Here is a 23,280-nt window from a genome sequence, read left to right as displayed (position 1 = left end):
AAAAAGTACGTATCTTTGCACCCGTTAAACAAAGAGGCCGCGTAGCTCAACTGAATAGAGTAGCTGACTACGGATCAGCCGGTTACAGGTTTGAATCCTGTCGCGGTCACAAGTTTTCATAATTTTTTTTAAGGGTCGCGTAGCTCAACTGAATAGAGTAGCTGACTACGGATCAGCCGGTTACAGGTTTGAATCCTGTCGCGATCACAAAGGATCTCCGCAAGTTTTCTTGCGGAGATCCTTTGTTTTTACAGCTATGGGATATAGTTGATGTTCTCCCTTTGTATGGCACTGGCGCGTGTTTTGCTAAGTAAAACAAACTGTTTCCCTTAACTAAACACTTTGTTTCATTATGGAGAACACTTTGTTTCCCTTGACAGAACACTTTGTTCCATCATATAAAAACAAAGTGTTTTTCTCTGCTGAAACAAAGTGTTCAGTATTGTGAACTAATAGATTAGCTGAAATAATAGTCTTGTCTTGATTGAGCTAGAGACGTCTTTTTCTCGATTTAACCAGATGTCTTTTTGCTTTATAACGTAATCAGTAGACTGTTTTGGGATTATTGTACTGATAAATATAGTCACATAGGAAAAAAAGAAGGAGTTAATTCCGTGTTTCCACAAAATTAACTCCTTGCATAGCTGATATTAATATGTTGTATACTGGAAATTAATATCCTATAGGGGCGGTATAAGACCTTAGCATTTGATGTTCAATTCATCCAGAATCTTGCGCATGGCTTCGAAGGTGGTGATTCTGGTCGGTACCAATGGCAGGCGGAGCTTGTTCTCAATCATTCCCATTGCGTTCAGCATGGCTTTTACTCCGGCAGGGTTGCCGTCTACAAACAGAAGCTTGAATAATTCGGCAAATTTGTGGTGAATGGTCAATGCATTGGCATAGTCCCCTTGCAGTGCCAGACGTACCATACGGCTGAACTCACGCGGGAACGCGTTTCCAATGACCGAGATGATGCCGACGGCCCCCAAAGTAATCAGAGGGAAGGTGATGCCGTCATCGCCCGAAATAACGTCGAAATTGGCCGGTTTGTTTTTGATGATGTCGTCCATCTGCGTGATGTCGCCCGAAGCTTCTTTGACGGCTATCACATTCTTGAAATCACGTGCAATGCGCAGGGTTGTTTCCGCCTTCATGTTCACGCCGGTACGACCGGGGACATTATAAAGCACAATCGGTAAATCCGTTGCTTCAGAAATGGCCTTATAATGCTGATATATACCTTCTTGCGATGGCTTGTTGTAATATGGAACGACGGATAGAATGGCATCTACTCCGGTGAAATCGTCATTTTTCAGTGTTTCCACTATGGCCCGGGTGTTGTTTCCACCTACGCCCAGCAGGATAGGAATTCTTCCGTTCACCCGTTCTATGACCATTTTCTTGATTTTCTTTTTCTCTTCTTCAGTCAGAGTCGGAGTTTCTGCCGTGGTGCCGAGCACACATAAAAAGTCGGTATTGTTTTGAAGTTGATAGTCTACCAAACGCATCAACGCATCGTAGTCAACGCTTTCATCCTCTTTAAATGGAGTAATCAGCGCTACCCCCATTCCTTTCAATCTTGTCTGTATCATGAGTATTATAAAGTAATCTCTAATTAAATGACTCGCAAAAGTACGAATTTTTTCGATTTACCCTACAAATATAAGCCATAAAAAAGTTTTTTGTGGAAATTTGTTAGGATATCAATGACAAAAACTCATCTTCGCTCATAATCTTTATTCCCAGTTTCTGCGCTTTCTCCAGTTTGGCAGGTCCCATATTTTCTCCGGCCAGGATAAAGCTGGTTTTGGAGGAGATACTTCCGACGTTTTTTCCACCGTTCTTTTCAATCATCTCTTTGTATTCGTCCCGTGAGTGGTGGGTGAATACGCCGCTGATGACGATGGACTGGCCCGCCAGTTTGTCGGTGTATCCGCTGAGGTCTTCTTCTGTCCGGTGGAGTTGCAGACCGTTCGATTTCAGCCGTTCCACCAGCTCTCTGTTGGTAGGATTGGAGAAGTAAGTTATAATGCTCTGCGCTATTTTTTCACCGATTTCATCGATGTTTTTCAGCTTTTCGAGGTCTGCGTTTTCCAGCTCTTCGATGTCCGTAAAGGACTTGGCTATTTTCTTGGCAACCGTTTCTCCCACGAAGCGTATGCCCAGTGCAAAGAGCACTCTTTCGAATGGCACTTCTTTACTTGCCGCAATACCGTTGACTATGTTTTCTGCCGATTTTTCGCCCATCCGTTCCAGGTTCTTGATGTCGTCGGTTTTGAGCCGGTATAAATCTGCAGTATCCTTTATCAGTCCCAATCGGTAGAACATATCTACAGTTTCAGGTCCCAGTCCGTCTATATTCATGGCTTTGCGGCTGATGAAATGCTCTATCTTCCCTTTAATCTGCGGAGGACAAGCGGTTTCATTGGGGCAATAGTGGGCTGCTTCTCCTTCAAAACGTATCAGTTTGCTGCCGCATTCGGGACAATGGGTGATGAATTTCACTTTTTCACCGATAAGCATACTGCGGGCATCCTTATCGACACCGGTTATTTTGGGGATGATTTCACCGCCTTTTTCCACATACACCATGTCGCCTATATGCAGATCCAACCCCTCGATAATATCTGCATTGTGCAGGGAGGCACGTTTCACAATGGTGCCGGACAGTTGTACGGGGTCCAGATTGGCAACCGGAGTCACTGCACCAGTGCGTCCTACCTGGTAGGTAACCTTGTCCAAGCGTGTTAGTGCCCGTTCTGCCTGGAATTTATATGCGATGGCCCATCGGGGAGACTTGGCTGTGAATCCTAAATTCTTCTGCTGCCTCAAGCTGTTGACTTTTAGTACAATACCATCAGTAGCCACCGGGAGGTTCTTACGTTCCGTGTCCCAGTAATTGATGTACTCGAAGACTTCCTCCAGGCTGTGGGCTTTTCTGGCGTGCTCTGATGTTTTAAATCCCCAGCTGGCGGCAGCTTGCAGGTTTTCGTAATGGCCGTCGCAGGGCAATTCTTCTCCCAATAGATAGTAGAGATAAGCATCCAGCTTTCTGGATGCTACGATGGCGGAATTCTGCAATTTCAAGGTACCGGAAGCAGCGTTGCGCGGATTGGCGAAAAGCGGTTCCTCACGTGCTTCCTTTTCCCGGTTCAGTTCTTCGAAAACCACCCAGGGCATCAGGATTTCCCCTCTGATTTCGAATGACTTAGGATAATTCCCATGGAGGACCAGCGGAATCGTCCGGATTGTCTTTACATTGTCCGTCACATCATCGCCCTTTTCGCCGTCGCCACGGGTGACGGCACGCACCAGTTTGCCATCCTCGTAAGTCAGTGAGATGGAAGTACCGTCATACTTCAGCTCGCAGCAGATTTCAAACTCCTCGTTCAACGCTTTTTTTACCCGTTCGTAAAAGTCGGTCACTTCGTTTTCGGAATAGGTGTTTCCCAATGAAAGCATGGGATATTTGTGTGCCACTTGTGTGAAGTTCTTATTTAAATCACTTCCTACGCGCATCGTGGGCGAATTATCATCTTGGTATTCAGGATGTTCTTTCTCTAAATCTTGTAGCTCGCGCATCAGGTCGTCAAACTCCTTGTCGGATATTTCAGGAGCATTCAGCACATAATAATTGTAGTTGTGCTGGTGTAATTCCGCACGGAGCTGGTCTATTTTTTCTTTTACAGTCATAGGGTTTTCGGATTGTTTGAACGCAAAAATACGGGTTTCTCCCCGAATATTTGTACTTTTGCAGCTTGAAATAGCTAAAATAAAGTTATATGCGCATTGACATTATCACAGTTTTGCCGGAGATGATTGAGGGATTCTTCAACTGCTCCATCATGAAACGTGCTCAAAATAAAGGGCTTGCAGAGATACATATCCATAATCTTCGTGATTATACGGAAGATAAGTACCGTCGTGTAGACGATTATCCGTTTGGTGGCTTTGCCGGAATGGTCATGAAAATAGAGCCGATAGAGCGGTGTATCAACGCTTTGAAGGCTGAGCGGGATTACGACGAGGTTATCTTTACCACCCCCGATGGTGAGCAGTTCAATCAGCCGATGGCAAATACTCTTTCCCTTGCCCAGAATCTCATCATTCTCTGCGGGCATTTCAAAGGGATAGATTACCGGATTCGCGAGCATCTCATCACCAAGGAAATCAGTATCGGCGACTATGTGTTGACTGGCGGAGAACTGGCGGCTGCTGTCATGGCAGATGCCATCGTCCGTATCATTCCGGGAGTGATTTCCGATGAGCAGTCTGCACTTTCAGATTCCTTTCAGGACAATCTGCTGGCTGCACCGGTCTATACGCGTCCCGCTGATTACAATGGATGGAAGGTTCCGGATATTTTACTTTCTGGACACGAGGCCAAGATAAAGGAATGGGAGCTGCAACAGTCATTAGAAAGAACCCGTAGACTGCGCCCAGATTTGTTGGGAGAGTAAGTTTACTGATGTAAATAAAAAGAAAAAGGACATTCGTCAATGAATGTCCTTTTTTGTGAATATATATTGCGAATGGCAATCTCTTGTTATTCTTTATACCTCAAGTGCACCGATAATGTCCTTTACAGACTGATAACCGTGTCTGTCGAGATAGTCATTTATTCCTTCTACCACTTTCACCGTAACCGCCGGATCAATGAAGTTTGCCGTACCAATCTGGATGGCGGAGGCACCTGCAAGCATGAATTCCACAGCATCTTTCCAGTTCATGATACCTCCCAAGCCTATGACGGGGATTTTTACCGCCTTGGCCACTTGCCATACCATACGTAAGGCAATGGGTTTCACAGCTGCACCAGACATACCACCGGTTACAGTGGAGAGTATCGGACGCCTGCGTTCCGCGTCTATAGCCATTCCTAGCAGGGTATTGATAAGGGAAACGCTGTCTGCACCGCCATTTTCGGCTGCGCGGGCTATTTCGGTGATGTCGGTAACGTTCGGTGAGAGCTTTACGATAAGTGTCTTTTTGTAAACTGAGCGCACGGCTTTCACCACTTCTTCTGCTCCTTTGGCGGTAACACCGAATGCCATTCCTCCTTGCTTCACATTGGGGCAAGAGATGTTCAACTCTATGGCAGGAATTTTGTCAAGTTCATTAATGGTTGCGGCTGTTTCGGCATAGTCTTCGATGGCAGAACCCGAAACATTTACAATCATGTTGGTCTGAATGTCCTTGATGCGGGGATAGATGTGTTCAACAAAGTAATGTACACCCTTATTTTGCAGTCCCACAGCGTTTAACATTCCCGAAGGAGTCTCTGCCATGCGCGGATATGGATTGCCTTCACGTTTGTGAAGGGTAGTTCCCTTTACAATTATACCACCTATTCGCGATAGTTCGATGAAATCGGCGAATTCTTCACCATATCCGAATGTTCCGGACGCAGTCATCACCGGATTATTCATTTGTAATTCACCGATATTTACATTTAAATCTGCCATAATAGTTTGTTTATATTAAAAACCGGACCTTCTTTACATACACACAAATGGCCTTCCGTGGTATTTTCCACACAGCATAGACAAGCGCCTATGCCACACGCCATCATATTCTCCAGAGATACTTCGCAACTGATGCCTTTACTTTTGGCATACTTTGCTACTGCCATCATCATCGGTTTGGGGCCGCAAGTATATATCTGCTCAAAGCACACCTTATTTAATATGGAGTGTTGCGTTACGTATCCCTTCTCTCCGTGGCTGCCATCTTCGGTGGTGGTATACACCTCGCCATAGGCGGCAAACTGTTCCAATTGAAGCAAATCTTTGTCACTTCTGGCACCCAGCAGGAAGGTTGGCTTGCAGCCTCTCTTGGCGAGCTGTTCGCCTAAATATAACATAGGAGCTGTACCTACACCTCCACCTACCAATAAGAGCTTGTCTGAGGGCTTTTCAGGCATTGTGAAGCAGTTTCCCAGCGGAAGCACTACATTGATTATGTCGCCTGCTTTTGCTTCGCCTAATCGCTTGGTTCCGTCACCTACGAGTTGGATTAAGAACCATACTTCGTTCCGTTGTCTATCTACATAATTGATGGAGATGGGGCGGCGCAAAAAAGTGGCAGGCGAACCGTCCACACGAATCTCTGCAAATTGTCCCGGAAGCATTTCCGGAAGTGGGGACGGAGAAGTCAGCTTCAACAACACATAGTTGGCATGCAAGCGGAGGTTCTCTGTCACTGTCAGATCTAAAATATACTTTTTCATATCTATAAAGAGGGATGTTTTTCTTTCGGGTGCAAAGATAGTGTAAACCGAGTGCAGAATAAAACGAACCCGTTTCTTTTTTATGCCGGGGCGTTAGTCTATTTCCATTCTCATTCCTTAATTTTCCGGTTTGAAAGTCTCGTAGGTATTGTCATCAAAGAAAATTCTTATTTCAGTGATTTTTCTGGGAGGTCTTTCTTTGTAGATAATCTCTTGTCTTACAATCTCTTTAGGTGCTTTTAGAGATGTTTCTAATGCAATTTCCTTGCGATTTTCAGTTTCATCCGGCCCTTTGGTCAGGTTTTCCGGATTCTCAGCGAATAAAGGATAGTCGAATCCATCGTTTTCGGGTGAATCCGGATTATTACTCATATTACCTTTTCCGGTAAGCAGCCACTCCAAGTTTATATCATTGTAGCGTTGATGTAATCGGAGAATAACTTCCGTACTTGGATATTTGTTACGCGGACCCAAGATGTGGGAAATGGTGGCTTGGGCCACGCCAATACTCTCGGCAAAAGCTCCTGCTGTCAGTTTCTCCCGGTCCATAACCATTTTGAACCTATCTTTTATACTCATGGTTTATGTGTTATTACAATTGTACATGCTATTTATTGGATTACAAAAGTAAAAAAATGACATCACAAAAGCAAATTAAAAATGTGATATTTTATGATTTACAAATGAAATGTTATTATTACAATATTCATCATTACAAATGCTATAATACAAATCATGGGTAAAATAGGTATTTATTTTAAGTTTAATAAAATGGTATATTTATCTAATTATTAGTGTATTATATTTGTGATTTCTGATAATAAATACTATATTACATTTGTTTGTCGTTTATTTTATATAAAATATAATCTAATAATTTGATTAATCATTGTATATAATTTATATACATCTATTTATTGCTTGTAACTACATGGGTTAACCCCTACTCTATCATTTTTGTAAACTAATAGTTTACGATGTTGAATGTCGCTTATTGCATTTGTTTTTTCAGATGTAATATTACATATGTTATAATACACTCGTCATATAGATATATATGTAATGTGTTGAATTCACAATAGTCAATTATCCTAGTTGTGTATTACAACTATTGTACTCTTGAAAAGTGTAGCAGATTTCTTATATGACGATTTAAAGCTGAATTGCTCCATCTCTTCTTTTTACTAAAGGAGAAAAAATGTGACATAAATAAGAGAATAAGATGCTTTATTTATTTTCTAGTCTTCAAGACTTAAATCCTTGCTTTATTTCTGTATAATTGGTCGATTCGTTATAAAAACGCGATTCTCAGAGCTTATAAATGGACGTAATTTGCTGTAAATATGAGTATTATCTTCTATTTTATAGTCTATGCTAAGGAGTAAAATAGAAAAAAGGGGGATAAATCCCCCTAAAAATGACATAATGATATCAAATCAGTCTGTTTTATGCTTTTTCCCTTTTATGGAAAAGTATACTGTATGGAAGTTAATGTAGAATCTTAAAGACCAATTCCCGGAGGATATCTCCATCGCTTAGGGAGGAATTTCCTACTCCTTTGGATTTGGCATCTGCATATCGAATCTCCCCGATTATCTGCATGGTCTTTACTCCGCTGTAACGACGCATGGCACTTAGGTATTCGCGCGACTGCCAGGGAGTCTTTAATCCTATGAAACTGGCAATACCCTGCTCCGTCTTTTCGGGCGCATAGTAAGCCAACATTAAGTTGGAGAAGAAGCCGAAAAGTAAAGATAAAGTCATCTGGATAGGATTCGTTTTCGGATTTTCTTCAAAATATTTTATTATTTTATTGGCCTTTAGTATGTCTTTTTCTACGATGGCACTGCGAAGTTCAAAGTTATTATAATCTTTGCTGATTCCGATGTTGCGTTCTATCTGTTCGGGGGTGACGCGTGTCTGACCTTTTGGAAGAGTTATAATCAGTTTTTCTAGTTCTCCCGTAAGGCGGCTGAGGTCCGTACCTACGAAATCGGCAAGCATGGAGGTAGCTTTGGGATCCAAATCTACACCTTTGCGCTTCATGTATGAGGTGATGAATGCCGGTAACTGGGCATCCTTTACCTTCTTGGATTCAAATAGAACCCCCACCTTCTCTATTTCGGCCACCAGCTTTTTTCTTCTGTCCAGCACCCCATGTTTGTGGCATAGAACAAGAATGGTGGAGTTCAGCGGCTTTTGCAGGTAGTATGAAAGCTCTTCCATGTTGCGGATGGCCTGCGCTTCCTTTACGACTACGACCTGGCGTTCGGACATCATCGGATAGCGCTTGGCCGCATTGATGACAGTGGCTATATCCACATCTGCACCGTAGACTACGGTCAGGTTAAATTCCTTTTCGGTGTCAGTGAGAACATTGTCTACAATATAGTCGGAGATGAGGTCTATGTAATACGATTCCTCGCCCATGAGATAGTAGACGGGGCGGTATTGTTTGGCTCTCAACTCTTTTAGAATATCATCACAGGTCGTTTCTTGTTTTGCCATATAAAGTAAGTGTTACGAGGGTATGTCCCGTAAAGAGGATTACCAGTCGAACTTCAAGTGTTTTACGGTTTTCTTCTCATCAATAATCATGCGCAGGGATGCAATTCCGATTTCAACATGCTCATTTACATAGTTCTGGGTAACCATGTTGTCGCTCTTGTCGGTTTTTACACCTTCCGGAATCATCGGTTGGTCCGAAACCAGCAGAAGGGCTCCCGTAGGAATATGATTGGCAAAACCACAACTGAATAAGGTTGCCGTTTCCATATCGACAGCCATGGCACGGGTTTTCTTCAGATATTCCTTGAACCCCTCGTCATGTTCCCAAATGCGGCGGTTGGTGGTGTATACGGTACCGGTCCAGTAGTCGCGGGCATAGTCGCGGATGGCGGAAGAAACGGCGCGTTGCAGCATAAATGCCGGGAGTGACGGGACTTCGGGCGGGAAGTAGTCGTTGGAAGTACCTTCGCCGCGGATGGCGGCTATGGGGAGGATGAGGTCCCCTATTCTATTTTTCTTGTCTATGCCGCCACACTTGCCTAGGAACAGACATGCCTTGGGCTTGATGGCGCTCAGCAAGTCCATGATAATGGCGGCATTAGGGCTTCCCATACCGAAATTGATGATGGTCATTCCTTCTGCGCTGGCAGATGTCATATTGGCATCTTTACCGAGAATGGGAACATTGAACTTTTCTGCGAAAATCTCTACATACTTGTTGAAGTTGGTCAACAGAATGTACTCTCCAAAATCCTCCAGGTTACGCTTTGTGTAACGGGGCAGCCAATTGGCTACGATTTCTTCTTTTGTTTTCATAAGATTTCATTAAATTTGTGTTCCCGAAAGACGGGAACCATTATTTAACTTACAAATGTAGTAAATGTTATCGTTAAACCTACCAGCATTCGATGCTAAAATTGCCGCAAGGAACGGAAAAAATGTTATTTTCGATGTAATCCGTCGTCGTTATGTTGCTTTGACGCCCGAAGAATGGGTGCGGCAGCACTTCGTCCACTTTCTTCTTGCTCACAAGGGGTATCCGCAGGCGCTTATGGCAAATGAGGTGCAGGTACAGCTGAACGGTACAAAGAAACGCTGTGATACAGTGCTCTATCGGCGCGACCTTACCGCCCGGATGATTGTGGAATACAAGGCGCCCGAAATAGAAATCACCCAAAAGGTTTTCGACCAGATTACCCGTTACAACATGGTGCTGAAAGTGGATTATCTGATTGTCAGCAACGGGCTTCAGCATTATTGTTGCCGCATAGATTACGAGCATAACAGCTATACTTTTCTGCAGGATATACCCGAGTATCAAGATTTATAGGAGGAGCTACCGATAGCCTTCTTGCCTTTCTCATCTCATCGCATCATATACCATGCGTGATATGCGGGCGATGATGTCTGCATTGTCCTCATCCGTCTCGTATGAGTCCATGATGAAGGTGGCAATGTAGTATTTCCGACCGTCGGGAAGAATAACGAGCCCGGCATCATTATCTGCAGTTTTCATGCTGTCGGCATTGCGGTCGGAAGAACCGGTCTTGTGTCCTACCACGGTTTTGGCTGGCAACATACCTTTCAATTTGTTAGCACCGGTTTCAGTATCTATCATGGTCTGCCACAAGAAGTCTTTCAGCTCCTTGTTGGAGAACAACTCTTTTTCATCGGCCGTTCTCAGTAGTCGGGCCATAGCGGAAGGAGTACTCCAGTTGCGGTATACAGCCTCGAAGCTGGAGTGCATGTCGTCTTCTGTTTCCGAGAGGTTGAAGGAGTCGATACCCAACCGGCGGATATAGTCATTGATATGTTTAATACCTCCTGCATATTCTATCAAGATGTCGCAGGCATTGTTGTCGCTTTGGGAAATGCTGTATTGCATCAGCTCCCTAAGCGTAATCGTGAAATCCTGGTCGGGAAGCTTCTTCCGCAGGGGGCTGTAGGTATTGGGCAGCATTTGGGATGCCTTTATGGAAACAATGCTGTCCAGGCTGATGCTTTGCTTATCCATCTTGTCCAGTACGGCCAGTGCCACATGGAATTTGAATACACTGAGCAAGGGGAAGTGTACATGGTCGTTATACCGGAGCATGTCTCCTTTGTCTGTCCATACGGCTATACCAACGGTGGCTTTCTTGCCATTGAGAAGACTGTCAATCCGGTTTTCAAGTTCAGACATTTGCTGCGCCCGGACGACGGTAGCCATACAAGTGAATAAGGTAAGTATGGCGATGAAATATGCTTTCATAACTTCAATTTCTTTAAGAGGCAATTCGCACGCAAAGATACAACTTTTAGCAGCAAGTTGCTAAAATGAGTTATGGATTATGGGTTATAAGTGTGATAGCTTATAACCCATAATCCATAACTTGTATCCCTATTGTTTCTTACTGAACTTCTCCTGCAACTTCTGCATCAATTCGTAGAAATTCGGGATATAGACTGTGGCGAGCAATGTGTTCAGCGCCATACCAAATACTACGGCAGCTCCCAGTGCTACACGGCTTCCCGCCCCTGCTCCGGTTGCAAAAAGCAGCGGCATAACCCCGAATACAAATGCAAGCGATGTCATCAGAATAGGCCGCAGACGGATATGCCCTGCCTGAAATGCCGCATCACGGATTGAATTGCCTTGTGCACGGAAGTCACGTGCAAACTCCACAATCAGAATACCGTTTTTGGCAGACAAGGCAACCAGTAGGATGATACCGATTTGTGTGTAGATGCTGACCGGAGTTCCCATGACATAGCATCCCAGCATGGCACCGAGCAGCGCCACCGGAAGTCCCATTACGGCAGCTACCGGACTGGTCCAGCTTTCGTATTGTGCGGCAAGCACAAGGAAGGCAACCAACAGTGCCATGACGAATACGACGGTTGTAGTGGTTCCCGCCTGTGTCTCCTGATAGGCCACCGAAGTCCATTCATATCCGAACTCGTCTCCAAGATGCTCCTTGATTAGACTTTCCATTTGCCGGATACCCTCTCCCGAACTGCTGCCCGGAGCCACATTGCAAGTCACGGCTGCTGTGGAGTACATGTTGTAGCGGTTTATCTGGTCCATGCCAAGCTGTTCTTCCACTCGGGTGAAGGAGGAGAAAGGTACCATTTCGCCCGATGCATTGGGAACGCTCAGTTTCAGGACATCGTCGATGACACGCTGGGCATGGTCACCTGCTCCCAGCTTCACTTGGTAGATGTGGCCGAACTGCACATAATCATTGACGTAGGCCTCTCCCATATAGTAGCCCAGGGCAGTGAATACGCTGTTCAGCGGAATGCCCATCAGTTGCACCTTGTCGCGGTCGATATTCAGGAAATATTGCGGGACATTGGCTTGGTACTGGCTGCTGACCGATGCCAATGCCGGATAATTGTGGTAGTGCTCCATCAAGGTCTCTACGGCACGTTGCATCTCGGTGGCACCGAGGTTGTGGCGGTCTTCCAATTGGAGTTGCAGGCCTCCGGTGGCTCCCAGCCCGGGGATGGCAGGCGGAACCATGGCAAATATCTCTGCTTCCTGGATGCCATACACTTCCATATTGAAGCGTTGCACTACGGCTTCAGCCGTATGTTCCTTTCCCTTGCGTTCATTCCAGTTCTGCAGTACGATGAAGTAGGTGGCCGCATTGCTCTGTTCCCCTCCTCCCATCACGGAGAAGCCGGATATGCCGATGTAGTCCTTTACTTCGGGGTAAGAATCGAGAATCTTATTTATTTGTTTCCCTACGGCTTGGGTACGCTCCAGACTCGATGCAGGGGGAAGTTGTACGACTGCGAGGAAATAGCCGTCATCTTCTTCCGGAACAAACGTGGACGGCCATTTGACAAACAGCAGGACGGCAATCAGTGTGAACACCGCATACGAAACGATGGAAGCGCCGGGACGCCGGAGCAGATACTCCACTATCCGGTCGTAGACTCCTTGTGTCTTGTCGTACAGACGATTGAATCCTCGATACAAGGGATTCTTGGAAGGCCGGGTAGGTTGCAGCATCAAGGCACAGAGCGCCGGAGTAAGGGTCAGTGAGTTGAATCCGCTTAGTACGGTGCTGGCTGCAATGGTCAGGGCGAACTGTTTGTACAGTTGCCCCGAAATGCCACTGACGAGCGTTGTCGGGATAAATACGGCAAGCAGCACCAGCACTACCCCGACAATAGGTCCGGTAATCTCTCCCATCGCTTCGGTCACAGCCTGGCGGGAGGTGTAGCGCCCCGTGTCCAGCAGACGCGTGGAGTTCTCCACCACCACAATGGCATCATCCACCACGATGGCCACGGCAAGTATCAGTCCGAATAGTGTCAGCGTATTGATGGAGAAGCCGAACAAGGACATGACGGCCAGTGTGCCGATGAGTGATACCGGAATAGTGATGCAGGGAATGACGACCGCCCGCCAGTTCTGCAGGAACAGGAAGATGACGAGAACTACCAGCAGGGTTGTTTCAAGGAACGTCACCATCACTTCGTCTATGGAAGCATGAATGACATCCGTAGTGTCCAGGGTTACATTGTATTGTATGCCTGCAGGGAAATTTTGCGAGAGTTCCTGCATTTTTGCCTTTACTCCTTTGGAAACGTCCAGCGAGTTGCTGCCAGGTTGCTGATAGATAGCGATGGCAGCGGTGGGTTTCCCGTCCAGTTGGGATACTACGCTGTAAGAGGCCGAGCCCAGGTCGATATGCGCCACGTCGCGCAGACGGAGTATCTTCCCTCCGGTTTCGGTACGCAGGATAATGTTGCCGAACTCTTCGGGTGAGGTAAGGCGCCCTTTTACGGTCAGGCTGTATTGATAGGCATTTTTATTGTCTGTGCCGATGGGTTGCCCTACGTTACCTGCGCTGACCTCCACATTCTGTGATTGGATAGCTTGGTATACATCGGCCGGCGAAAGATAGCGGATGCGCATGGCGGCAGGGTCGAGCCAGATACGCATGGAGTAGTCCCCTGCTCCCATCACATTGACGGCGCCTACACCGGGCACGCGTGTTAACTGGTCTACGAGATTCAGCTTGGCATAGTTGCTGAGGTAAAGTCCGTCGTAGTCTTTGCTGTCCGACGTCATCGTGAGGAACATCACGATGTTCGATGACTGTTTCTGTACAGTGACGCCTTGCACCACAACGGGAGTAGGTAGTGACGACTGGGCCACGCTTACCCGGTTCTGGACCTGCACGGTAGCCATATCAATGTCTGTGCCTACGGCAAAAGTAATGGTAAGAGAGTAAGCGCCCGATGAGCTGGAGTTGGAGGACATGTAAAGCATTCCGTCCACTCCGTTGACTTGCTGCTCGATGGGGATGCCGACGGTTTGTGCCACCGTCTGCGCATTGGCTCCGGGATATACGGCACTGACCTGCACGGTGGGTGGTGTGATGTCCGGATATTGGGCAATGGGCAGGATACCCAGTGTGACCAGTCCTGCTACGACGATGAGCAGCGCCAATACGGTAGCAAAGATAGGACGGTCTATGAAGAATTTTGAAAACATAGGCTTTGGTATTAATCAATTCATATTAGTTGTCGATGGGATGTACTTTCATTCCATCCCTTACCTTCATCAGCGCTTTGGTGACGTAGCGTTCCCGGGGAGTGATGCCTGCCCTTATCTGGCGTAGGCTGTCCCCTATCAGTTGTCCGGTTTCTATATGGCGGTAGCGCACTATATTCGAATCGTTGACTACGTATATGTATTTCCCCAGCTGGTCGGTGCCGATGGAGACATCCGGCAGCAGGATGGCCTGCTGTTGCTCTCCGTAGGGCAAGATGATGCTGACGTAGAGGCCGCTTTTCAGAAGTCCTTTAGGATTGTCGAGACGGGCGCGGATGTTCAGAGTTCCGGTGTTCAAGTCTACGTTGGGCGAAAGATAATCCAGTTGTGCAGGATAAGTGAGAAGCCCGTCTTTGCCCAGGCTGACGGTTACTTGCCGGGGAATGCTGTCCCCTTGCTGCATCAGCATGGAGAGCCATTGGTTGTCTGCCACGTTGAAGTAGGTGTACAGATGGTCGTCCTTGTAGATGGTTGCCAGTGTGACGGGCTGCACGCTGCCGCCTACATAGCTTCCGGCATCCACCAGGTTACGGCTTACAGTGCCGTCGAAGGGGGCACGGACGGTGCAGTAGCTCAGATTGGTGCGTGCCGTGTTCAGGGCTGCTTCCGCATTGCTCACTGCAGCCTGCGAGGTTGCCACGTTGGATTGTGCTTGCAGCACTTGTATACGGCTTACAGCATCGCTTTTCACGGCCTCCTGCATACGTGTGTAGTTGTTTTGGGCGTATTCCAGGTTGGCGCGGGCAGTGTTGAGTTCTGCTTCTGCCTGCCGCACATTGTCTTGATAGACTGTCGGTTCGATGACAAAAAGCACTTGTCCCTGGCGTACCCGGCTGCCGGGAGCGTAAGCGATGGTCTGTAAGGTTCCGCTGACTCTGCCTACCAGGTCTACGGTCTTTTCAGAAGTCAGGTAGCCCGGATATTCTTTTGTCAGCGTGATGTTCTGCACTGTCGGAAGGGCCACGCTTATCTCGGGAATGGGCATCGTTTGTGCCGTTTCTTTCCTTCCCCCGCATCCCGTTGCCAGCAATGGCAGGATGAGCAGGGTGATGTACATTTGATTTTTCATATACGGTTCGGTTTAGTTTATATTCTTATTTCTGATTCATTTCATATCCGCCTCCCAATGCCTGGTATAAGGCTATCAGATGCAGCAAGGAGCTGCCTTGTGCCTGCACCAGTTGATTTTCGTATGTCAGGAGTGAGCGTAGTGCGTCCAGTACGTTCTGGAAGGGAGTAAGCCCTTGTTTGTACAAATCGAGGGAGAGCTTTAGCGTTTCTTCTCCCTGGTTGCATACTTCGCGCATGGCAACAATCTGTTGGATGGAGTTGCGGTAGGAGTTCATGGCATTATCTGTTTCCTGCACGGCGGTAAGCACTGTCTGGTTGAACTGGTGAATGGATTCATCGAGCTGGGCACGTGCCAGACGGGTGGCGTTCACCAGTTTGGTACCGCTGAATAAGGTCCAGCTGATGCTTGGAGCAATTTCAAATGTCATACTGTTCCGTTTAGTCAAGTCCTTCAAGTCATGGGAGGAATAGCCGATGGAACCTTTCAGGAACACTTGCGGCAGCCAGTCTCTTTGGGATGCGCCAAGCATTGCCGCTTGTGCGTTGACTTGGCGTTCGGCTTGCCGTATATCGGGGCGGCGAAGCAGCAGGTCGGCAGGAATGCCGATACCTATAGGTTCCATGTAGTCGGGCAGTTTACCCGGTTTTTCCAGTATGGGGCGGATATGTTGGGGATAAGTACCGAGTAAGATTGCGAGCGTTGTGATGTATTGGTTGATGCCTGCCTCCAGTTGCGGGATGGAGGCTTTGGTACTGTAAAACACGGATTTGGCTTGCGAGACATCCAGCTTGGATACCAGTCCGGTTTTGTAGCGTACTTCGGTGATGTTGAGTACGGCTGCCTGGGTATGGCAATTGTGGGTCACTACACTTAGTTCTTGCTGCAGTTCGCGGAGTTCGATGTAGGCGGAAGCTATCTGGGCACAGAGGGATACCATGACGGAGGTGTATTCCTCCTTGCTTGCCATGAAGGTTTCCCGCTGCGCCTTTACCCGTTGGCGGATACTTCCGAATACGTCCAGCTCCCAACTGGCGTTGAGCGAGGCGCTGTATGCACCGGTAATGGATTGCGGAAGTGCGTTGACATTGCCGCTGCTTTGCTGCCGCGCCCATCCTCCGTCCAATGAGATGGAAGGGAAAAAGCCGCCGCGTTCTATCCGCAGGTTGGCTTTGGCCATATCCATACGGTCCATGGCAGAAAGTACGGAATAGTTTTGAGTGGAGGCTACCGTAATCAGTGAATCCAGCATCGGGTCATCGAATGCTTTCCACCACTTGTCGTCAATGGGTGGTATCTGTTCGCTGAACAGATTGTCATCTCCGGGAATGGCATGGGAGACGTCCCTTCCCCAGCCTTGTGGGAGTGGCTTCTCAAGATAGCGGTTGGCTTTCTGTGCTATAGCCGCAGGACATAGGCATAATATGAGCAACGCAGTGCTCCAAGCTTTTATATTCATAAATAAAGGTTTAGGTGGTTATCTTTTTATGGGATTGATAACAACCTAAACCTTTATTTGTTTATGAGTATCTTATCAGGTGTACTGAGTGTTATCAGAAAGCATACCCGAATCCTACATTCAAGTAGATGGGATACATGGCAAAGGTAATGGTATTGAAATCTTTCTTGAAAATATCATTCAATCCCCATGTAAGGTCGGCAAATACACTCAGATGTTTGAAGGCACGCCAGTCTACACCAGCTTGCACGCCCCAGGCAAACTTGCGCAAGTCATCCGAAAAGTCGTAAGTGGCAATGGCACCGTCGGAGAAGTTCACTCTCTTACCGGTAGGATTACCTTCACGCAGATAGCCTTCGTATACGTATCCGGAGAATTCCTCATCCATCAAGTATGACACATATACACCTGCTTTGGCACGCAATCGTGAGTTGATTTTATATGCTCCAAGCACGGGGACGGTAATGTAGGCATTGCGTACTTTGGTTTTCACTCCTCCCGTCCAATTGCCTTTCAAGCGGTTACCGTCATTTCCTATGATTTCCATGCCATAGTTCTTTACTGTCGCTTTGGTAATCATATTTTTGGTTTCCAGTCTTACACCGGTTATTACCCCCCATTTCTTTGTTTTTCCCAACCACTTGATGGTATTTCCTTCCAGCATAAGGGCTAAGGTAGGATTGTAAGCATCAATGCTCCGTATTTCTACGGGCAATGGAAGCGGAGAAGTACCACCGATGCTGACACCGGCCCTTATCTCATATTCCCATCCGTGAAGAGCAGCGTTTATAAGTGTACGGTTCTGATTCTCCTGCGCGTATAAGGCAGTTTGCATGCAACCTACCAATGCGATGAATGCTACTATTTTCTTTATCATGTTGTAGTCCGATTCTATATGTTTTTTATTCGTAAGTCAGTTCTACTTCGTCCACTAAGAGCGTACTTCCGGGAGCACCTTCAAAAGTTGCACCGTCTTTACTGGAAGCGAAAATGATACTGATTTTATATTCTCCCTTTGCTAATTTGGCATTGTCAATCGTTTTGCCATACCTTTGATAATCAAAAGGTATATCAAAATATTCCCATTTATCAGTTTCGTGCGGATTAGGCATTAAAGCCAAAGCCACCATATTTGAATGTTCGTAATCTTGGTTTGGCAAATTACCATCTAACGTGATTTCAGTGGCGTTTCCTTGCTCATCATAATTTTTTCCTTCATAAAAAATGGCGTAAATGTTCATCATGTCTTTACGATCAGTGTATTTGCCGTTTTCATAAAACCGTTCACCGGTCTTATACTTGTACCAACCTTTCAAGCGGGCAGGTTTGTAGCAGAAAGGAATACCAAAACGTGTAGCTTCCAATGGTTTGGATAACGCATTTGTCATATCGAACTCACCAATAAATAAGTTGCCTGCAGCTATCGGCATTTTTACCAATGCTCCTAGTGAACCGGTGAGCCGAGTCTCTAATTTAACGCACTTTCCTTCTTTACCTTCGGCATATTGCACAGTGGGATAATCTTCAGTCAGTGATTTGCTGGCTGCCCAGTTGAATCCTTCATTTCCACTGGCCCATGTCAGTTCCAATCCATCTTGTTCCTCATAAAATTCCTGATAATAGTATTTTTTTTCATCTACTGATAGAAGACCTTTGATAAGTCTTACATCTTCAAAATGGAATTCGTTTGGGATGTCTGATATTGATTGCTCGCGTACACCAATGGAATATACTCGCTGCCAAGCCTTGTTCTCGGAAGTTACAGTATATTTCACTCTTTTTCCGTTGGAGAAATCATGTTCACTCCCACTTTCCGGACTAATGGTAGCACCCGGTGTCAACTCAAAAAGTGGGGATAGTCTATTCAAAGGAGTCCCTTCTTTTACTTTTACCGATATAGGATATGCTTGTAGATTATCATCATAAGATGGGTTCAAGTTGAAATGTGTACTTGCCAGAATATTATCTTCAAAAGAAATACCTGTTATATCAGCTTCAGCATTCGGTGCTTCATCTTTTATGCACGATGCCATCAATATTCCTAAAAGTGAATAAAGTATGAATAATTTGTTTAGTCTCATGCTTTTTTATTTAATTCTATTAATTTTTTGATGAGCAAAACTACACCTTTTTTCTTTAACTATAGAGCTTTATGAGCTTATTTAACAAAAAAACGGCAATAGAGGTCTTGACTATTGCCGTTTTATATATAAAAATGTTCTATTTTTAATTATCTGAGCCGATATGTACGATTTTTCTTTTGGCTCTTACTGGCTTTTCCTTTACAACTTCCACTTTCTGTTCGGGAGTTATGCCTGCCAATTCCGGGTCAATCATGATACGGCCGCAATATTCGCAAACGATGATTTTCTTGCGTGAGCGGATGTCCAATTGTCTCTGAGGCGGAATCTTGTTGAAGCAACCACCGCAAGCATCACGCTGTACGTATACGATACCCAGTCCATTGCGTGAATTCTTACGGATACGTTTGAAGGACTGAAGCAGACGGGGTTCAATCTTTGTTTCCAGTTCTTTGGCCTTGTCTCTCAGCTTCTCTTCCTCTTGCTTAGTCTCGGAGATGATTTCGTCCAGTTCGCTCTTCTTTACGTCGAGGTCTTTTTGTCTTTCTTCCAGCGCAGCAGTGCTTTCTGCTACTTCCTGAGATTTTTCTTCCTCTTGTGCGGCAAATTCCTTGATACGCTTTTCGCAGAGTTCGATTTCCAATGTCTGGAATTCGATTTCCTTGCTCAAGAAGTCATATTCGCGGTTGTTGCGTACGTTGTCCTGCTGGTCTTTATATTTAGCTACAGAAGCCTTTGCGGTTTCAATTTCAACTTTCTTTCCTGCGATGGAGGATTTCAACTCGGATACTTCTGCCTTGATTCTGTCTATACGGGTACTCAGACCGGCTATTTCGTCTTCCAAGTCTTGTACTTCCAGTGGAAGTTCACCTCTCAACGTCTTGATTTCATCGATTTTGGACAGCATTGTCTGCAATTGGAACAAAGCTTTCAACTTCTGTTCTACGGTTAATTCCTGAGGATCTTTTTTTGCTTCTTTAGCCATTTTACTTACATGTATTTTATGGGGTTTGTATTTACCTTGGTCATCTGGACCTCAAAATGAGGAAACAAATCCCGGATTATTGTATAAAATATTTCTTTCGTATATTGCTCACTTTCATAATGCCCTATTTCAGCCAATAATATATCGGTATCATGTCCGAAATAGTCATGGTATTTTATCTCGCCGGTGATAAAGACATCTGCACGGTTGCGGATGGCAAGCGGCATTAGGAAAGCGCCGGCGCCGCCACATAATGCAACAGTCTGTATTTCCCGTCCGAGGAGTTTGTTATGTCTGAGACACCCTACTTCGAAGGTTTTCTTTATCCGTTTCAGGAATTCAAGTTCTGTCTCCGGTACTTCCAGTTCGCCAATGACACCAGCTCCGGCTTGTACCCATGAGTTTTGCAAGGGATAAATATCATAGGCCGGTTCTTCATACGGGTGTGCCGCAAGCAGTGCCTTGACAGCCTCCGCTTTTTTGTAGGCGGGTATGATTGTCTCAATACGTACTTCACGCTCGGTATGCAGCTCCCCTATCGCTCCACAGTATGGATTGGCGCCTTTTCGGGCTCGGAATGTCCCCTCGCCTTCCAGATTATAACTGCACGAATCATAGTTGCCGATATTGCCGCATCCGGCGTCGAACAAGGCTTTTCTCACGTCTTCCGCTTGGGCGGTCGGTACAAATGCGGTCAGCTTCACCAGCGCATTTTCTTTGGCTTCCAGAATACGGACATTCTTCAAACCGATTTTCTCGGCAATCTTGAAGTTCACTCCTCCCGGCGCATTATCAAGGTTAGTGTGCGCAGCATAAACAACGATGTCATTCTTGATGGCTTTCAAGATACAACGTTCCACATAATCCCTGCCCGTGATGGACTTATACCCTTTGAAAATGAGAGGGTGATGTGATATAACCACATTATATCCCAATGCAATGGCTTCATCCAGTACGGCTTCAGTAACGTCAAGACACAACAAAGCCCCTGTTGCTTCCGCATCTGTCAATCCGATTTGCAGGCCGGCATTATCAAATCCGTCTTGCAATGGCAGAGGCGCGAACCGTTCAAGGGCGCTTACTAATTCCTTAATTTTCATTGTGAACAGAAAATTTGGTTGCAAATATAGTAAAAAGCAGTGGATTAAAAAGAATTCCAGTTTAAAAAAGTCTTGTAGACTGTATATTTATATGCAATTGAACTCTTTGCGGGTATGATGTGGTTATTTTTGCTCCTTTTTTCCCTTCTTCTCCACCATCACCGGCAGTAGCTTGCCGTAGGCGTCGAACGACTTGCAGGAAGCCAGAGAGATTGTAATCATCAGTGACAGCATGGAGGCGGTAAAGGTGATGACCATAATCATCATCTGATATTTGATGGCTACATTCGGGCTGCTGCCACCCAATATCTGGCCAATCATGGTTCCCGGAAAAGCAACCAGCCCCATCACGGATATATTGGCAATCAGCGGACTGAAGGATTTGATGATGGCTTGGCGGATGAAAGGTGCCTGTGCTTCTGCTCTTGTAGCACCATTGCCGAGAAGATATCGGTAAAGCTGTTGTTCTCGTTTCAATCCGCTATAATAGGTATTGAGGGCTATGACGTTACTGGATAGCATGTTGCCCATCAGTATGCCGAAAATAGGGATGAAATACCGGGCGCTGAATACGTTTTCCACTCTCAGTACTATTCCGATAAAGTACAAGCCTACACATACTACACTGCATAAGAAACCTGCGGATATGGGCAGGAACAGAATCTTCCTCTTCAATTGCGTTCGTGCCAATGCCGTCTGCGATGCTACGAATATCATGACAATTACCCATAGAAAGTTTATCCACGGGTTATCCCATAAGAAGAGGTAGTTCAAGTATATGCCGATGAAGAACAACTGGACAATCATGCGTGCCGTACCTATCACAGTAGCGCGCAACAGTCCGGTCTTGAACTTCCATATGTAAAACAACGGTATTAATAATAGCAATAATCCGATGCCCAGGCTGAGGTATGATATATCTATGGTTCCCAATAGTGTGTATGTTATTTCATGATTATATGTCGGTCGCATCCGTCGGCAAATCTTTTGTCATGGGATACGGTCAGTATGGTATTTCCCTTTTCTGTCTGCCTGCGGAAGAAAGAAAGTACTTTTTCCGCGGAACCGGAGTCGAGAGCGGAAGTCGGCTCATCGACAATGGTCAGTGGCTTGCCAATCATTGAGGCTACGGCTATCATCATCCGTTGGCGTTGGCCTCCGGATATTTCGTTTACCCGTTTGTAATATAACTCCCGCTCCAGACCCAAATCCTCGAAACATGCAAATAAGCGGGTTTCAGAAAAGGGTGTACCCCGGTTTGCCTTTAAACCGAAGGGCAATTGTACCATGTCCTTTACCCATTCCAGCGGCAATGCCAGTTCTTGTGGAATCCATGCAGTCTGCTTACGGACAACGTCGACGTTTCCTTTATCCAGCAGAATGCCGTTCAAGACGATGCGTCCTTCTTTTAACGGAGTAAATCCAAGTATGGCATTCAGCAGTGACGACTTTCCGCATCCCGAAGGGCCGGAGATACTGGCTATCTCTCCCCTTTCCAATTGCAGGTTGAAACCCGAGAAAAGTATATCGTTGCCGTAGGCGATACTGGCATTTTCTATTTGCAGCATGGTGTTCCTTTAATCTTTCTGTATCGCAAAGATAGTGCAAAAAAATATTTGTGCTATCTTTGACGCACTAATTAATTCAGGAAAGAAAGACTATGATACAGAATGAACGGGATTGCCGCCACGAACATGTGCTTGACGTGGCAAGGCAAATGCTGACTGCTGCGCGCACGGCACCGAAAGGAAAAGGTATTGATGTGATTGAAGCTGCGCTGGTTACGGGTGAAGACATTAAGAAGCTGTCTGAAAAGATGGTCGCTATGGTTGAAGAGCACGGTATGAAGTTCTTTCTCCGTGATGCGGACAACATTTTGCAGGCTGAATGTGTAATTATAATAGGTACGCGCGAGCAGACGCAAGGTTTGAATTGCGGACACTGCGGTTTTCCCACTTGTGCCGGTCGTCCGGAGGGAGTACCTTGTGCTTTGAATACGGTGGATGTAGGGATAGCTGTAGGTTCGGCTTGTGCCATGGCTGCCGATTTGAGGGTGGATACCCGTGTCATGTTTTCTGCCGGACTTGCCGCTCAGCGTTTGGATTGGCTGAAAGGATGCAAGACTGTCTTTGCCATTCCGGTGAGTGCATCCTCCAAGAATCCATTCTTCGACCGGAAACCGAAGGAAGATAAGTGATAATTGACGAGTAGAGGTTTACAATCATAGAGTAGAGGTTTAGAAGTCTGAAGTAGAGGTTTGGCAATTCTAAACCTAAGGTTTATTCTCCCTCT

Annotated in this window: 20 protein-coding genes and 2 tRNA genes; 5 read left to right on the top strand and 17 right to left on the bottom strand. The window is 46.0% G+C overall.

Features of this window, described 5'->3' with window-relative positions:
* Positions 1-35 precede the first annotated feature (35 nt).
* Both EYA81_RS00440 and EYA81_RS00435 read left to right on the top strand, forming a co-directional pair.
* Positions 36-109: transfer RNA gene (locus EYA81_RS00440), tRNA-Arg, on the top strand.
* Between the two features lie 24 nt (positions 110-133).
* Positions 134-207: transfer RNA gene (locus EYA81_RS00435), tRNA-Arg, on the top strand.
* A gap of 494 nt (positions 208-701) precedes the next feature.
* On the opposite strand, the gene dapA is transcribed toward EYA81_RS00435, so the two are convergent.
* Both dapA and ligA read right to left on the bottom strand, forming a co-directional pair.
* Positions 702-1,595, bottom strand: coding sequence for a 4-hydroxy-tetrahydrodipicolinate synthase (gene dapA / locus EYA81_RS00430; protein ID WP_087332404.1), 894 nt, complete (start codon positions 1,593-1,595; stop codon positions 702-704).
* A gap of 103 nt (positions 1,596-1,698) precedes the next feature.
* Positions 1,699-3,696, bottom strand: coding sequence for an NAD-dependent DNA ligase LigA (gene ligA / locus EYA81_RS00425; protein WP_131225251.1), 1,998 nt, complete (start codon positions 3,694-3,696; stop codon positions 1,699-1,701).
* Positions 3,697-3,785: 89 nt separating this feature from the next.
* Here ligA and trmD point away from each other — a divergent pair, with 89 nt between their 5' ends.
* Positions 3,786-4,463, top strand: coding sequence for a tRNA (guanosine(37)-N1)-methyltransferase TrmD (gene trmD / locus EYA81_RS00420; RefSeq protein WP_005837186.1), 678 nt, complete (start codon positions 3,786-3,788; stop codon positions 4,461-4,463).
* A gap of 93 nt (positions 4,464-4,556) precedes the next feature.
* On the opposite strand, the gene EYA81_RS00415 is transcribed toward trmD, so the two are convergent.
* The 5 genes from EYA81_RS00415 to EYA81_RS00395 all read right to left on the bottom strand — a co-directional run bounded on the left by EYA81_RS00415 (position 4,557) and on the right by EYA81_RS00395 (position 9,556).
* On the bottom strand, positions 4,557-5,468 hold the full coding sequence (locus tag EYA81_RS00415; protein ID WP_131225250.1) for a dihydroorotate dehydrogenase: 912 nt from the start codon (positions 5,466-5,468) through the stop codon (positions 4,557-4,559).
* Positions 5,456-6,232 carry a dihydroorotate dehydrogenase electron transfer subunit gene (locus EYA81_RS00410; protein WP_117601666.1) on the bottom strand — a complete coding sequence of 259 codons (777 nt, stop codon included), beginning with the start codon at positions 6,230-6,232 and terminating at the stop codon, positions 5,456-5,458. The genes EYA81_RS00415 and EYA81_RS00410 overlap by 13 nt, the downstream gene beginning before the upstream one ends.
* A gap of 117 nt (positions 6,233-6,349) precedes the next feature.
* Complete coding sequence (locus tag EYA81_RS00405) at positions 6,350-6,811, bottom strand: helix-turn-helix domain-containing protein (protein ID WP_117601665.1); 462 nt, start codon at positions 6,809-6,811, stop codon at positions 6,350-6,352.
* Between the two features lie 909 nt (positions 6,812-7,720).
* On the bottom strand, positions 7,721-8,740 hold the full coding sequence (gene holA / locus EYA81_RS00400; RefSeq protein ID WP_117601664.1) for a DNA polymerase III subunit delta: 1,020 nt from the start codon (positions 8,738-8,740) through the stop codon (positions 7,721-7,723).
* A 39-nt stretch (positions 8,741-8,779) separates the two neighbouring features.
* The gene (locus EYA81_RS00395; protein ID WP_117601663.1) at positions 8,780-9,556 is read right to left on the bottom strand and encodes an AMP nucleosidase; all 777 of its coding nucleotides are present in this window, start codon (positions 9,554-9,556) and stop codon (positions 8,780-8,782) included.
* A gap of 64 nt (positions 9,557-9,620) precedes the next feature.
* Between EYA81_RS00395 and EYA81_RS00390 the strand changes: the two genes are divergently transcribed.
* Positions 9,621-10,070: a type I restriction enzyme HsdR N-terminal domain-containing protein gene (locus tag EYA81_RS00390; protein WP_117601662.1), complete on the top strand. Its 450-nt coding sequence runs from the start codon at positions 9,621-9,623 to the stop codon at positions 10,068-10,070.
* 30 nt (positions 10,071-10,100) lie between these two features.
* Here the strand turns inward: EYA81_RS00390 and EYA81_RS00385 are convergent, their stop codons facing one another.
* From EYA81_RS00385 to EYA81_RS00340, 10 genes are all read right to left on the bottom strand, one after another.
* Positions 10,101-10,991: a CblA family class A beta-lactamase gene (locus tag EYA81_RS00385; RefSeq protein WP_117601661.1), complete on the bottom strand. Its 891-nt coding sequence runs from the start codon at positions 10,989-10,991 to the stop codon at positions 10,101-10,103.
* Between the two features lie 129 nt (positions 10,992-11,120).
* On the bottom strand, positions 11,121-14,234 hold the full coding sequence (locus EYA81_RS00380; protein ID WP_117599723.1) for an efflux RND transporter permease subunit: 3,114 nt from the start codon (positions 14,232-14,234) through the stop codon (positions 11,121-11,123).
* 25 nt (positions 14,235-14,259) lie between these two features.
* Positions 14,260-15,363: an efflux RND transporter periplasmic adaptor subunit gene (locus EYA81_RS00375; RefSeq protein WP_131225249.1), complete on the bottom strand. Its 1,104-nt coding sequence runs from the start codon at positions 15,361-15,363 to the stop codon at positions 14,260-14,262.
* A gap of 25 nt (positions 15,364-15,388) precedes the next feature.
* Entirely contained in the window at positions 15,389-16,822 is a 1,434-nt protein-coding gene (locus EYA81_RS00370; protein WP_131225248.1) for an efflux transporter outer membrane subunit, read from the bottom strand.
* A 94-nt stretch (positions 16,823-16,916) separates the two neighbouring features.
* Complete coding sequence (locus EYA81_RS00365; RefSeq protein ID WP_117599720.1) at positions 16,917-17,699, bottom strand: porin family protein; 783 nt, start codon at positions 17,697-17,699, stop codon at positions 16,917-16,919.
* Positions 17,700-17,724: 25 nt separating this feature from the next.
* Positions 17,725-18,903: a PCMD domain-containing protein gene (locus tag EYA81_RS00360; protein ID WP_117599719.1), complete on the bottom strand. Its 1,179-nt coding sequence runs from the start codon at positions 18,901-18,903 to the stop codon at positions 17,725-17,727.
* Positions 18,904-19,048: 145 nt separating this feature from the next.
* The gene (locus EYA81_RS00355; RefSeq protein WP_025836049.1) at positions 19,049-19,888 is read right to left on the bottom strand and encodes a zinc ribbon domain-containing protein; all 840 of its coding nucleotides are present in this window, start codon (positions 19,886-19,888) and stop codon (positions 19,049-19,051) included.
* A gap of 5 nt (positions 19,889-19,893) precedes the next feature.
* Positions 19,894-20,988, bottom strand: a complete 1,095-nt coding sequence (locus EYA81_RS00350; RefSeq protein WP_117599718.1) for a Nif3-like dinuclear metal center hexameric protein — start codon at positions 20,986-20,988, stop codon at positions 19,894-19,896.
* A gap of 123 nt (positions 20,989-21,111) precedes the next feature.
* Positions 21,112-21,921, bottom strand: a complete 810-nt coding sequence (locus EYA81_RS00345; protein WP_117599751.1) for an ABC transporter permease — start codon at positions 21,919-21,921, stop codon at positions 21,112-21,114.
* Positions 21,922-21,932: 11 nt separating this feature from the next.
* Positions 21,933-22,556: an ATP-binding cassette domain-containing protein gene (locus tag EYA81_RS00340; RefSeq protein WP_117964570.1), complete on the bottom strand. Its 624-nt coding sequence runs from the start codon at positions 22,554-22,556 to the stop codon at positions 21,933-21,935.
* A 92-nt stretch (positions 22,557-22,648) separates the two neighbouring features.
* Here EYA81_RS00340 and EYA81_RS00335 point away from each other — a divergent pair, with 92 nt between their 5' ends.
* The gene (locus tag EYA81_RS00335) at positions 22,649-23,185 is read left to right on the top strand and encodes a ferredoxin domain-containing protein (RefSeq protein WP_005827817.1); all 537 of its coding nucleotides are present in this window, start codon (positions 22,649-22,651) and stop codon (positions 23,183-23,185) included.
* Positions 23,186-23,280: the final 95 nt, after the last annotated feature.

The sequence above is a fragment of the Bacteroides sp. A1C1 genome (genome assembly GCF_004328515.1).
In the GTDB taxonomy this organism is placed as follows: domain Bacteria; phylum Bacteroidota; class Bacteroidia; order Bacteroidales; family Bacteroidaceae; genus Bacteroides; species Bacteroides uniformis.
This window is presented reverse-complemented; position numbering and strand designations above follow the sequence as displayed.